This window comes from Granulosicoccus antarcticus IMCC3135, from assembly GCF_002215215.1.
Lineage (GTDB): Bacteria > Pseudomonadota > Gammaproteobacteria > Granulosicoccales > Granulosicoccaceae > Granulosicoccus > Granulosicoccus antarcticus.
In genome coordinates this window covers 1,534,592-1,546,679 of sequence record NZ_CP018632.1, presented here as the reverse complement: position 1 = coordinate 1,546,679, position 12,088 = coordinate 1,534,592, and the positions used below count along the sequence as shown (strand labels likewise).

Below are 12,088 nucleotides of genomic sequence, written 5' to 3'. Positions count from 1 at the left end.
ATGCCGGATCTCAGCAAGGCTGTTTCAGCCTTGCGATCTGGTGGTGTCATCGCCTACCCGACCGAAGCGGTATTCGGACTCGGCTGCGACCCGCATGACGAAGCAGCGCTTGCGCGCATCATTGACATCAAGAGCCGTGATGCGCACAAAGGCTTCATTCTCATTGCCGCGACTCAAGCTCAGCTGAGCCCCTTTCTGGCCCCGATAGAGCCGTCCTGGCAGACGCAATTCGACGCTGCCTGGCCAGGGCCTGTCACCTTTGTTGTACCTGCACGCCAGGGCATCAGCGAGCTGCTCTCAGGCTCCAGGGACACACTGGCTGTAAGGGTCAGCAACCACCCACTGGTACAACGCCTATGCGAGGATTTTGGTGGCGCAATCGTATCCACCAGTGCCAATCGTTCCGGCCAGGAGCCTTGTCGTGACACGGCAACCGCAACAACACTTTTTGGTCCGCAGCTTGATGCCATCGTCCAGGGCCAGATCGGTACACTGAGCGCCCCGACTCGAATCATCGATGTCCGCACCGGAGCTCAGCTGCGCTGAGCATTTAGTAGTCGCTGCCCGGGCACAGCAAATACTGTGTATTCTACAAAAGCCCTAACAGGGCTCAGACAGTAGTGATAACGTTCGCGAAATAGACAGCCCGTTCTTGAATATTCCCTACAAGGAAAAACGCAGAGCGGCGCTTCCCGGTTTCTACTCAATTGAATGGCGATACTCTCAATGACCGAACGTACTGTGAAACTACACAGCGAGCTGGCGTACTCCGTGGACACTCCCACAACCATCTTGCTACAAGTGGCGGCCATGCACACGAGCAGACAGTTCATCAGTGATGAACTACTGACGGTCAACCCTTCTACCCCCGTCGATTTCTTGCAGACAGGACCACTGGGTAACCGCGCCAGCCGCCTGATCCTGCAACCCGGTGCCACCGTCATTCATTATTCCGCAACGGCAACTCTGGAACCCAAAGAGCCCTACGATGGAAATCTGTTTGAACTCGACTACACCGAGCTGCCTGCTGATGTACTGCCGTACCTGAATCCAAGCCGCTATTGTGAATCCGACAAACTGTATAAATTTGCAACCGATCTGTTTGGCAATATGAATCGTGGCTACGATCGAGTCAGCAAGATCACAGACTGGGTCTATAACAGCCTGGCTTACACCCCTGGCAGCACAGGCCCCAGTACAACTGCTTGTGACGTGCTATTGCAACGCACTGGCGTTTGTCGAGATTTCGCACACGTCTCTATCGCCCTGTGCCGCGCACTGGGAATTCCTGCACGCTATGTCTCGGGGTATGCGGTTAATCTTAATCCACCGGATTTTCACGGTTTCTTCGAAGCCTTTTTGGGCGGCGACTGGATTCTGTTCGATGCCACAAAACTGGCTCCGGTAAGCGGTTTTGTAAGAATTGGCGCTGGACGAGACGCCGCCGATGTGGCCTTCGCCACCTTGATCGGTCAGGCCACACTAACCTCCATGACAGTGCAGGCAATCGACCCTAACCAGAAGATTGACGACGCCCGCAACGAAGTTATTTCTACCGCCTGAGGGATCGTGAATCGGTAGTGACACGTCACTGAGACTATCGTGCCTGTTGATGTGATGGCAGGCAACACTACAGTTACCTCGATAGGCTCGTTGGGCCATAAATCCAGATTCATTAATCTGGATAAAGTCCAGGCCGATCAGGCCGCTAGTGGATGTTCAAGCCAGAATGTTTCCGGAGCAACCACTCATGAGATTTGCCTGCACAATGTTGCTGTACGTGCTGTGCAACAGTTCTGCCTGGGCCAGCTCATTACTGGTGACGGTCACCGACAGTGAAGGAAACCGATTGGAACACGCTGTCATCTCGATTCATGGCAAAGTCTCCCAAATGGCTACTGGCGATGCTGCGCTTGCTGTCATGGACCAGCGTGAGCGTCAATTTGCGCCCTCGGTGCTACCTATTCAACAAGGTACAAAAGTCTCATTTCCAAACTCGGATGATGTGCGCCATCATGTCTACTCGTTCTCATATCCAAACAACTTCGAGCTGAAGCTTTACCACGGCGAGAAGAACAAGCCGATCAGCTTTGATGAACCCGGCATCGTCGTTCTGGGGTGCAACATTCACGATGGCATGATCGGTTATCTGCAAGTGGTCGACACCCCCTGGTTCTCAAAAACAGAAATAGATGGCCTGGCCAGTATCGACCAGATTCCCGGCGGCAACTATACACTTCAAGTGTGGCACCCAGATCTGGGAATGAATTATGAACACCAGAAGATCACCCTGACAGAAGGTCATCAGGCGATTACTGTTCGGCTACCAACCGGTCAGCGAGCCCAGACTCCCAAACCCGAAGTCAGCCCATTGCAGGCTTTGTTCGACGATTGAGCCTGACCATGTTCAACTCTTTCTATCTGCGCATTCTGTTGCTGGTGGTTGGCCTTGTCGTTGTTGCACAACTGACAACGTTTCTGGCCCTGCTCAGCACGCTCGATAAGGATATAAAGGCGGAAACTCGCCAACAACTCAATGCGGGCAGCACGCTGCTCACTCAGCTGGTTGATAAACGCAGCCAGCTGCTACTCAATAGTGCCCAGGTACTGGCGGCTGATTATGGCTTCAAGTCAGCCATTGCCAGCCGTGACCAGGGAACCATCAATTCGGCACTGAGCAACAACGTTGTGCGTGTGGATGCCGACCTGGCCAGCCTGATCTCTCTTGATGGCCGGCTGATCAGTACGACCCATAGCGTCAACGAGGATGCAGAAAAGTATGCACGAGTCGCAAGCAAAGCAGGCGTCTCGGGTCACTTCATGGAGACTCTGGTTCTTGCCGACAAGGCACGTCAGGTGGTCGTAGTACCTGTCAAAGCGCCGTTGACCATCGGCTGGCTGTTGCTCGGGTTTTCACTCAATGATTCACTGGCCAATGATCTGGCCAGTCAGATCGGCATGCAGGTTTCATTCTCGGGACAGCTTGGCGATCGACAGCATTATTTCGGTTCCACCTTGCCGCCGGAACAAAGGGCCGCCCTACCTCGCGCCATCAATGAGCTAACCCATTCTACAGCCGGCCAGATTGCCCTCTTGCAGAACGAGGCATTCCTGACACAGCTTGTGGTGCTTGACCGGCTCAACGGAGGCGTCTCGGCGATTCTGCAAAAGTCACTCGACAGTGCCTTGCAATCCTATCAACGATTACGAAACCGGCTCATCCTGCTGACCAGCCTGAGCCTGGCCTTGGCCATCGCTCTGGCCTTCTGGATGGCCCACAGTGTGACCCGACCACTGCAAATGCTATCGGCAGCGGCCGCACGAATAAAGGATGGCCACTACGGCACACGTCTTGATTTACAACGTTGCGATGAGTTCGGCCAGCTGGCTGATACCTTCAACCGAATGCAGACTGGCATTTCCGAACGCGAAGAGCATATTGCACATCTGGCCTTCCACGATGAACTGACCCAGCTACCCAATTTACGCCTTGCCCGCGATCGACTCAAACAACAGATAAGCATCGCCGACCGTCAGGATGAGTCGGTCGCCATTATCGTGTTGGGTGTTGATCGATACAAGCAGGTGACAGAAACGCTGGGGCACCTGATCGGCGAGCGTCTGATCAAAGAGCTGGCCAGACGCGTATCCAGGCAGCTGCGCGAAGGCGACACCGTAGCGCGCGTATCCAACGATGAATTTCTGATCATCAGCGGCAATGCTGACGAAATGACAGTACGAGCACTCACCCGAGATATCGTCTTGCAGATGTCTCAGCCGATTCTGCTTGATGATGCTGAGCTAACGCCCCGTATCTCGGCTGGCGTATCACTCTACCCGGAACATGGTACGGATGAGACTGAACTGATCAGGCGCGCAGACATTGCACTGACTGATGCTCGCGAAAGCATGAGAGAGATCGAATTCTACCAGCACGGTCGCGACGAGAACCATCTACGACAGCTATCCATTGTGGCGGATCTGAAACGAGCGGTGGATGAAAACCAGTTCGTGATGCACTATCAGCCGAAAATCTGCATGGCAAGCGGTACCGTCAGCAGCGTTGAGGCACTGGTGCGCTGGATTCATCCGATACACGGCTTCATGCCACCCGATGAATTCATTGGACTGGCGGAGAAGTCCGGCAACATCAGCATGCTGAGTAACTGGATCCTGCAAGCTGTCATCTCTCAGATTGCGTTGTGGCGGGCCGCAGGTGTGACTGTAAAGTCGGCTGTCAACCTGTCTGCAATGGACCTACAGGATGATGGCCTACCCAATCGGATCGAAGGTTATCTTGCAAAATATGGACTCGTCAGTACAGACCTGATCATCGAAGTCACTGAAAGCGCCATGATGCGCGATGCGGACAAGGCACTGACGATCCTGCACAGACTGCGTGATAGTGGTTTCTCTGTCTCCATTGATGATTTCGGCACAGGCTACTCATCCCTGGCAAAACTTCGCGAGCTGCCTATCGATGAACTGAAGATTGACCGCTCGTTCATCATCGATATCAAACCAGACACAACCGAGGCTTTGATCGTCAAGGCAATCATTGATCTGGGCCACAGCATGAACATGAGCATCACGACAGAGGGCATCGAGACTCGCGAAGAATGGGACCTGTTGAATGAACTTGGCAGCAACACGATCCAGGGTTATTACATATCACGGCCTCTGCTCGCCGATGATTTTACTGCCTGGTGGCTTGAACATCAGATCAACGGGAAAAACCTGGCGGCCTGATCCTTGCTTTGATTCGAGGCAGAGCACCTATTCCGCCCCCGTACGAGGCCCCCTTTGATAAGACCGATCATACGCACAATCCTGTTGTGCCTGATTCCGATCGTCTCCACCACGCAAGCCATGGCTGCGCCCGGAGCACGATTGATCGCGACCGGGGGTGCGATGAGCGTGGAAGGTGCTGCCGGAGGTGGAATCGTCCCTTGGGCGTTACTCGCTGGCTACGGTGAAAACCGGCAATTTGGCGCTACTGCCTGGTATACGCAAGTACGACCAACTGATTTTACCTTGCGAGCTTACGGGGCGGCAGTTTCGTTGAACAACTCGATCGAGCTCTCGATTGGCAAGCAACAGTTCGATATCGACAAAGTGATACCGGGCGAAGAACTTGAACAGACCATCATTGGCGGCAAGATTCGTCTGGCAGGCGAATTGGTGTACTCGGCATTGCCGCAAATCACCCTGGGTCTGCAATACAAGAAAAACGATACTTACACGATTCCCGATGCCGTAGGCGCCCGACAGGACAGTGCTCTGGATATGTACCTGGCGGCCAGCAAACTCTGGCTGAATGGTCCGTTTAACCGCTCACTGTTTTTGAATACCACCCTGCGCGCCTCGCGAGCCAATCAGATGGGCCTGCTTGGCTTTGGTGGTGATCAGGGCAATCAACTCGAACTGTTGGGTGAAGTCAGTACCGGTCTGTTCATTACACGCCAATGGGTGATCGGCATGGAGTATCGACAGAAACCCGACAAGCTGTCTTTCGCCAGAGAAGACGACTGGTACGACGTGTTCGTCGGCTGGTTTCCGACGAAACGACTCTCGCTGGTGGCAGCCTGGTCAGACCTGGGTTCCATCGCAGGACTGGATGATCAGAAAGGTCTCTATCTGTCATTGCAACTCAGCCAATAGATGTGCTCACGAATGCAATACACACTCGCCGATATGATTCAGGTATTTCGCAACAGCCGAACACTGACACTGCTGCTTTTAATCGCACTGACACCAATAAGCGCCTGCACCCTCACAACACAGCGCAGCGCACCCACACTCTATGAGGAACTGGGAGGCGCTGCTGGCGTTGATACCCTCACGACTGACTTCATTCGTAAAATTGCTGCCGACGAACGAATAAAAGGTCGCTATCGAGACTCTGACATTGGTCGCTTCCACCGCATGATGGGCGAGCAGATGTGTCTGTTGACAGGTGGTGGCTGTACCTATACCGGCGATGACATGCTACGCACCCACGCCGGCATGAAAATTACGCGCGTTGAGTTCACGGCGATTGTCGAGGCATTAATGCTCGCAATGGATAAGAACAACATCCCACAGGGCACACAAAACCGTCTGCTTGAATTGTATGCCCCGATGCACAATGACATTGTTGATCGTTGATGCTCGCCTGAGAAGCTGACAATGACACGCCTCTCCTGACAACGAATACTCGATGCTGACCCGTTTAGCTCACAACACAACGCTCAAGACTTCACATCAACCTGCTGCCCCTGTCGCGACGAGGCGACCAGGGCATCAATCAGATTATGTACACGTAGGCCTTCCCGACCGCTAATGCGTGGTTGCACACCAGCCTGAATGCTGTCGACAAAATCCTCGATCAAATCCCGGTGCCAGTCACAGGGAAATGCCATGGGATCCGCCCCACCGCCCGTGCCCGTAGTCTCTCCCAGTTCCTCGCTACTGCCATCACGCCAGTGAACGCTTAATTTACCCGCTTCAAGGATCGCACTTCCCAGTGTTCCGTCGATACACAAGGTCTCGGCACCACCTGGAAAGGCGACTGTCGTCGCCACAATTGAACCAACAGCTCCACTGGCAAAGCGTACACAGCCGGCAGCAAAATCCTCAGCTTCCAGCTGATGTATCGGTGTGGTGGCACACAATGCCTGTACCGATTGCGCAGGCCCCGTCAGACTCAACATCAAGTCGAGTACGTGAATCGCCTGACTGATCAGCACTCCCCCGCCATCTCGTGCGTAGCTACCGCGACCGGGCACATCATAGTAGGACTGCTCACGCCACCAGGGCACCTGAACACGCACACTGGCAATCTCACCCAGCAGTCCATTATTCATGATCTCAGTCAGGCGCAAGGCACCTGCTCGAAAGCGATGCTGGAACACCACACCAAAGTTGACCGATGCCGCCTCGCAGATCTCGACCAGTGCACTCGCCTGCTCGCTGCTGCGCTCGATAGGTTTCTCGGTAAGGATGTGCTTGCCTGCAGCAGCAAACGTCCTGACCAGGGCCTCTCGCTGATCAGGAGGAGTCACCAGAATGACTGCCGTCACCGATTCATCTGCCGTAATGGCATCGATGGAGTCGAATACCGGCACACCATATTGCTCTGCTACCTTCAATGCAGGGCCCGGGCTCCGGTTGTAGACCCCCGCAATTTCAACCTTTCCTTCTAGCTGTTTGAGTGCTTCCAGATGTGGCTTCGACGCCATACCCAGACCAACCAATGCCACGCGTGTAACTGTCAAGGGAGCCTCTCTTTCGAATCTTTGAAAATCGAAAAGGCACTTTACGGTCTGATGCAGCATATGTCCAACAGCAACGACAGCATCAACATTGGCTCACCTGCCCCGTCGGGCTGTCAATGACAGAGCTGAGGTAGAATTGGCATCGGGATGACAATGCCCTCCGACTCTGACTGACCGGCCGTCGCTGATATACGCCATGACTCAAACCACTAGTAATAACGCCTCTACCGATACTGTTGACAGTGATGCGGTACAGACCTTTCTGACCCGCTTCCACGACACCCTGTGTCAACAGCTGGAAGCCCTGGATGGAGAGGCAAGTTTTGTTGATGATGCCTGGACACGGCCTGAAGGAGGTGGTGGACTGACCCGAACCCTGACCGACGGTGCTTTGTTCGAAAAGGCGGGTGTGGCCTTCTCTCGGGTCAATGGCTCGACTCTGCCACCTTCAGCATCTGCGCACAGGCCAGAGCTGGCTGGAAGAAACTGGGAGGCGATGGGCGTATCGCTGGTGCTCCATCCACTTAATCCCTATGTACCGACCACCCACGCCAATATCCGTTTCTTCCGGGCAAACAAGGAAGGTGAACAACCGGTCTGGTGGTTTGGTGGTGGCTTCGATCTGACGCCCTACTACGGCTTTGAGGAAGACTGCGTGCATTGGCATCAGACGGCGCTCAATGCCGTACAACCCTACGGCGAGCATCTGCACGACAAGCTCAAGAACTGGTGTGATGATTATTTCTATCTGGGGCATCGTGGCGAGGCACGCGGTATTGGTGGCCTGTTCTTCGATGATTTTTCAGAAGGCGGATTCGATCATGCCTTTGGTCTCATGCAATCGGTTGGCAAGCATTTCTACGAAGCATTTGCCCCTATTGCACAACGTCGACGCGATATCCCCTATGCGAAACGAGAGCGCGATTTCCAGCTGCTCCGACGTGGCCGCTACGTGGAATTCAATCTGGTACACGATCGTGGAACACTCTTCGGCTTGCAATCGGGTGGACGCACCGAATCTATCCTCATGTCACTGCCACCACACGTCAGCTGGGTTTACAACTACCAACCAGAGGCCGGCTCGCCCGAAGCTGAACTGACCAGCCGCTATCTTCAGCCACAGAACTGGCTGGCGTGAGCTCTCACACCTCTTACCAACCCCGAAACTGACATGAAACTGTTCTTCCGTTTGATCTGGATATTGCTGACGCAATCCAGACGCAGCCGCGTCGGTATCATGGACTCGGTCAGTACGCCACTTCGGGTATTGCCGAACGATCTCGATATTTTCATGCACGTCAACAACGGCGTGTACCTGACCTATGCTGATCTGGGTCGCACCGATCTCATGTTGCGATCCGGTATTTTCCAGATGGTGCGCGAGCGCGGCTGGTACCCGGTTGTCGCAGTGGCCAATATCCAGTTCAGGAAATCTCTGACACTGGGCCAGCGCTTCTTTATCCACACGCAGGTAGTCGGCTGGGATGAGCGTGCCTTGTATCTGGAGCAGACCTTTACCCATGGTGACACGCGGGTGGCGGTCATCTACATCGAGGGACGCTTTCTGGCAAAGGCAGGCGGCAAAGTCACCATTCAGGAACTACTGGACTGTCTGGGCCTCGATCAACCATCTCCGAGCTTGCCAGAACCAATCCAGCGCTGGATTGCAGCTCGACGCTAACCTCGGCTGGCCAGCAGAGCTCCCAGTAACACCAATAAAAGGCCTGCCACCCGAGTCATGGACAGCTCTTTGACCGGCAAGCCAAATGCACCAAAATGATCCGCCATGGCAGCGCCCATCAACTGCCCACCCACCAGGCAGATGAAAAACAGAGCAGCGCCTGTCATGGGCGCCAGTGCCGCCGCTCCGGCAACGATACCGATCCCGATGAAACCACCCAGAACCGTCCACCACGGCAGTGTTGCCAGAACAGTTGGACGCAATGTGCCACTGGTGAAAGGCAACATGACCAGCAGACAGCACAGGGTTATGAATACCGAGCAAATGGCAGCCGCCACCGGCGAACCTACGACCCGTGACACCGCAGCGTTGATAATCGGCTGTTGGGCGAACACGACACCCAGAGTTATCGTAAGACCTATCGCTAACCACGGCATGACTGAATAACCTACTGATAAACACAGGAGCGCGAGACAATACCATGATCGGCGTAACACTCAGCTATCCACGTCAGCATTCGCTAGGAGGCCCTATTTTTCCGTGATAAGGTGCATTCCAAGGGGCGCGGATACCGAGGTATTTTTGAATGAGTGACGTTACACTTCAGCCCGAACAGAATGTCTCTGAAAATCAGCAACTAGTCAGAATGCGCCCGATAGAAATATCAGATGCAGATATCGTTGCAGACTGGTTTCAGCATCTCGAAGATGTCTCGATATTCGACCGGCAGCTGCCTCTGCCCATCAACCATACCGATGTTTTATCACTGATAAAATCCTTGGTCTCCGATCAGAAAAAGCAGAAATGCCGCTGGTTTATTGCTGAGTCCACTGATGGGACTGCGATTGGCATGACGGGTCTTGAAGGCATTAACCTGCTGCATGGTCATGCTATATTGCCGTTATTTATCACGGAACCCTGTCGACGATCAGGTATAGGTATCCGTATGGCATGCATGATGATCGACCTTGCGTTCAAACAGCTACGATTGCATCGAGTTTCAACCATCTATCGAGCCGATAATGGTCCCTCTGCAGCCTTATTGGATCGACTGGGGTTCAAACAGGAAGGCGTTGCCAGGCAATCATGGTTCAGCCATGGGCAGTATTTTGATTTAATGAATGTGGGCCTGCTTCTGGATGAATGGGAACAGGCCAGACCCGCGTTACGAACGATGCTCAGTAACAAAGTGATCGTAGAGCTGGGGCCACGATCATCAACCGAGTGGCGCTGGCCTGGAACCCGTTGATGATCGCAAGAAAAACAAAACCAGAGCCATCTTCATATTTGCCAGACAAAGGCAACCCATTTGCCTGCGACTCATGAAAGAACTCTCCACCGATAACCATCAGAAACACCCGCGCCGCCTGCGAGCCATCCTGTTCGGCGATGTAGTCGGATATTCGCGTCTGATGGCGGTGGATGAGAACGATACTTCGACCCGAATTGCCAGCTTGTTCGAGAGATGTGAAGCCCTTGGAGTGAGCTTCAATGGAGAATTAGCGCAGACTCGAGGGGATGGTCTGTTTTTTCTGTTTGATAGTGTCGAAGATGCCGTCAACCTTGCCGTGAAGGTGCAGAAACTCATAGCACTCGAAAGTGACATTCTGCCTGATGACAAGAAAATTCAGATGCGCATCGGCATACACATGGGTGATGTCATGCGCGTTACGAATCAGTATGTGGGTGACAGCGTCAACATAGCGTCTCGAATCGAATCCAATGCCCGTGTCGGCAGTGTCTGTATTTCCGGGGCCGTCTATGAACAGGTCAAACACAAACTCAATCTGGGCTTTGAGTATATTGGTCGTATCAGCCTGAAGAACATTCCCGATCCGGTCGATATCTACCAGATATCCAATGACACCCAGACGGTACTGCTTTCAGCCAGCCCGCGCGCGCGAGACACACAGCACAGCACAGAGCCACAGGAGAGCCCTGTTGCCGGCAAACCTTCGATTGCCGTGTTGCCGTTCACCAACCTTGACAGCAATGATCACGACGGATTCTTTGCCGACGGCGTAACTGAGGATCTCATTACCAATCTGTCCCGTTTTCATGCTCTGGCGGTCATCTCGCGTAGCTCGACGTTTGTCTACAAGAATAGAGAAATGCCATTGAAGCAAGTTGGCAAAGAACTGGGCATTCAGTATGTCGTCACCGGTTCAATCAGAAAATCTGCCAATCGCCTCAGGCTCACAGTCGAGCTCTTTGATTGCCGAGCAGGTGTCTCGGTCTGGCGTGAACGCTATAACCGCGAAGTGAACGACATCTTTGACTTACAGGATGAAATTACTGATGTCATCTCTTCTGCCGTGGCTGTCCAGGCGCAGTCTGCAGACAAATCAATGGGCAGAATTCAGGTTCCTGCACTGATCGAATCCTACACTCTGGTACTGCAGGGACAGCAGAAGATATTCAAGTACAACCGAGAACAGAACTTTCAGGCCAGGCAAATGTACGAAGCCGCTCTTGAAAACGAATCTGATTATAGTCGGGCCATGGCGGCACTATCGCGTACCTATAACCTTGACTGGCGTTACTCCTGGACAGAACATCCGGAATTTGCACTGGAAAAAGCCCATGAGCTGGCTCAGGAGTCGGTTGTGGTCGACCCCAGCGATGCCAGAGGCTATGGAGAGCTGGGGTTCGTCAATCTGTATCGCAAGGACCACGACGCCAGTCTGGCTGCATTCGAAACAGCCTTGCAACTCAATCCCAATGACACCGACATCATGTCGAATATGGCGGATGCTCTAGCGCATTGTGGCCGATCAGAAGAAGCCATTATTCTGCTTAAACGCTCGCTGCTGCTCAATCCGTTCTACCCCGACCAATATCTGTGGTATCTGGGCGGTGCCTATTTCAATCTCAAGCAATATGATGATGCCGTCAAGACGCTGAAAAGAATGAACAGTCCGACTGAAAGCAGAAGACTACTGGCGGCCTGTTATGCCTACCTGGGTAAAAAAGAGGAAGCAAAATTCCATGCCACCAAGGTCATGGAAGCCTATCCGAACTTCAGTCTGACTCATTGGGAAAACGTTCAGCCAGATGTAAACCCCAAGGACACTGAGCACTTCGTGCATGGACTGAGATTGGCGGGACTGGCGTAGAACTTTCGCACCGCCCGGCCCCACCGATACTGAAT

12 protein-coding genes are annotated in these 12,088 nt (G+C 53.5%); 10 read left to right on the top strand and 2 right to left on the bottom strand.

Going from position 1 to position 12,088, the window contains the following annotated elements; translation table 11 throughout:
- The 6 genes from tsaC to IMCC3135_RS06640 all read left to right on the top strand — a co-directional run bounded on the left by tsaC (window position 1) and on the right by IMCC3135_RS06640 (window position 6,147).
- Window positions 1-546, top strand: coding sequence for an L-threonylcarbamoyladenylate synthase type 1 TsaC (gene tsaC, locus IMCC3135_RS06665; protein ID WP_088916897.1), 546 nt, complete (start codon window positions 1-3; stop codon window positions 544-546).
- A 180-nt stretch (window positions 547-726) separates the two neighbouring features.
- Window positions 727-1,563 carry a transglutaminase-like domain-containing protein gene (locus IMCC3135_RS06660; protein WP_088916896.1) on the top strand — a complete coding sequence of 279 codons (837 nt, stop codon included), beginning with the start codon at window positions 727-729 and terminating at the stop codon, window positions 1,561-1,563.
- Between the two features lie 187 nt (window positions 1,564-1,750).
- Complete coding sequence (locus IMCC3135_RS06655; RefSeq protein ID WP_157735806.1) at window positions 1,751-2,395, top strand: methylamine utilization protein; 645 nt, start codon at window positions 1,751-1,753, stop codon at window positions 2,393-2,395.
- An 8-nt stretch (window positions 2,396-2,403) separates the two neighbouring features.
- Complete coding sequence (locus IMCC3135_RS06650) at window positions 2,404-4,749, top strand: putative bifunctional diguanylate cyclase/phosphodiesterase (protein ID WP_088916894.1); 2,346 nt, start codon at window positions 2,404-2,406, stop codon at window positions 4,747-4,749.
- 54 nt (window positions 4,750-4,803) lie between these two features.
- Window positions 4,804-5,661, top strand: coding sequence for a DUF3034 family protein (locus IMCC3135_RS06645; protein WP_236994754.1), 858 nt, complete (start codon window positions 4,804-4,806; stop codon window positions 5,659-5,661).
- Between the two features lie 12 nt (window positions 5,662-5,673).
- Entirely contained in the window at window positions 5,674-6,147 is a 474-nt protein-coding gene (locus IMCC3135_RS06640) for a group I truncated hemoglobin (protein WP_157735805.1), read from the top strand.
- Between the two features lie 83 nt (window positions 6,148-6,230).
- Here the strand turns inward: IMCC3135_RS06640 and IMCC3135_RS06635 are convergent, their stop codons facing one another.
- Complete coding sequence (locus tag IMCC3135_RS06635) at window positions 6,231-7,256, bottom strand: Gfo/Idh/MocA family protein (protein ID WP_205737938.1); 1,026 nt, start codon at window positions 7,254-7,256, stop codon at window positions 6,231-6,233.
- A gap of 196 nt (window positions 7,257-7,452) precedes the next feature.
- Here IMCC3135_RS06635 and hemF point away from each other — a divergent pair, with 196 nt between their 5' ends.
- Complete coding sequence (hemF, locus tag IMCC3135_RS06630) at window positions 7,453-8,394, top strand: oxygen-dependent coproporphyrinogen oxidase (protein WP_088916891.1); 942 nt, start codon at window positions 7,453-7,455, stop codon at window positions 8,392-8,394.
- A 33-nt stretch (window positions 8,395-8,427) separates the two neighbouring features.
- Complete coding sequence (locus IMCC3135_RS06625; protein WP_088916890.1) at window positions 8,428-8,937, top strand: acyl-CoA thioesterase; 510 nt, start codon at window positions 8,428-8,430, stop codon at window positions 8,935-8,937.
- Here the strand turns inward: IMCC3135_RS06625 and IMCC3135_RS06620 are convergent.
- Entirely contained in the window at window positions 8,934-9,374 is a 441-nt protein-coding gene (locus tag IMCC3135_RS06620; protein WP_088916889.1) for a DMT family transporter, read from the bottom strand. The genes IMCC3135_RS06625 and IMCC3135_RS06620 overlap by 4 nt on opposite strands.
- Window positions 9,375-9,523: 149 nt before the next feature.
- Here IMCC3135_RS06620 and IMCC3135_RS06615 point away from each other — a divergent pair, with 149 nt between their 5' ends.
- Together IMCC3135_RS06615 and IMCC3135_RS06610 are read left to right on the top strand one after the other, a co-directional pair.
- Complete coding sequence (locus IMCC3135_RS06615; protein ID WP_088916888.1) at window positions 9,524-10,186, top strand: GNAT family N-acetyltransferase; 663 nt, start codon at window positions 9,524-9,526, stop codon at window positions 10,184-10,186.
- Between the two features lie 73 nt (window positions 10,187-10,259).
- Window positions 10,260-12,053 (top strand): adenylate/guanylate cyclase domain-containing protein, encoded by a 1,794-nt coding sequence (locus IMCC3135_RS06610; RefSeq protein ID WP_088916887.1) that lies wholly within the window; start codon window positions 10,260-10,262, stop codon window positions 12,051-12,053.
- The last annotated feature ends 35 nt before the right edge of the window (window positions 12,054-12,088 follow it).

What these genes read in the sequence shown, in the direction of transcription:
- IMCC3135_RS06640 (WP_157735805.1), top strand. Translation starts at nt 5,674, where the DNA reads ATGCAATACACACTCGCCGATATGATTCAGGTATTTCGCAACAGCCGA.
- tsaC (WP_088916897.1), top strand. Translation starts at nt 1, where the DNA reads ATGCCGGATCTCAGCAAGGCTGTTTCAGCCTTGCGATCTGGTGGTGTC.
- hemF (WP_088916891.1), top strand. Translation starts at nt 7,453, where the DNA reads ATGACTCAAACCACTAGTAATAACGCCTCTACCGATACTGTTGACAGT.
- IMCC3135_RS06625 (WP_088916890.1), top strand. Translation starts at nt 8,428, where the DNA reads ATGAAACTGTTCTTCCGTTTGATCTGGATATTGCTGACGCAATCCAGA.
- IMCC3135_RS06620 (WP_088916889.1), bottom strand. Translation starts at nt 9,374, where the DNA reads ATGCCGTGGTTAGCGATAGGTCTTACGATAACTCTGGGTGTCGTGTTC.
- IMCC3135_RS06615 (WP_088916888.1), top strand. Translation starts at nt 9,524, where the DNA reads ATGAGTGACGTTACACTTCAGCCCGAACAGAATGTCTCTGAAAATCAG.
- IMCC3135_RS06655 (WP_157735806.1), top strand. Translation starts at nt 1,751, where the DNA reads ATGAGATTTGCCTGCACAATGTTGCTGTACGTGCTGTGCAACAGTTCT.
- IMCC3135_RS06660 (WP_088916896.1), top strand. Translation starts at nt 727, where the DNA reads ATGACCGAACGTACTGTGAAACTACACAGCGAGCTGGCGTACTCCGTG.
- IMCC3135_RS06650 (WP_088916894.1), top strand. Translation starts at nt 2,404, where the DNA reads ATGTTCAACTCTTTCTATCTGCGCATTCTGTTGCTGGTGGTTGGCCTT.
- IMCC3135_RS06610 (WP_088916887.1), top strand. Translation starts at nt 10,260, where the DNA reads ATGAAAGAACTCTCCACCGATAACCATCAGAAACACCCGCGCCGCCTG.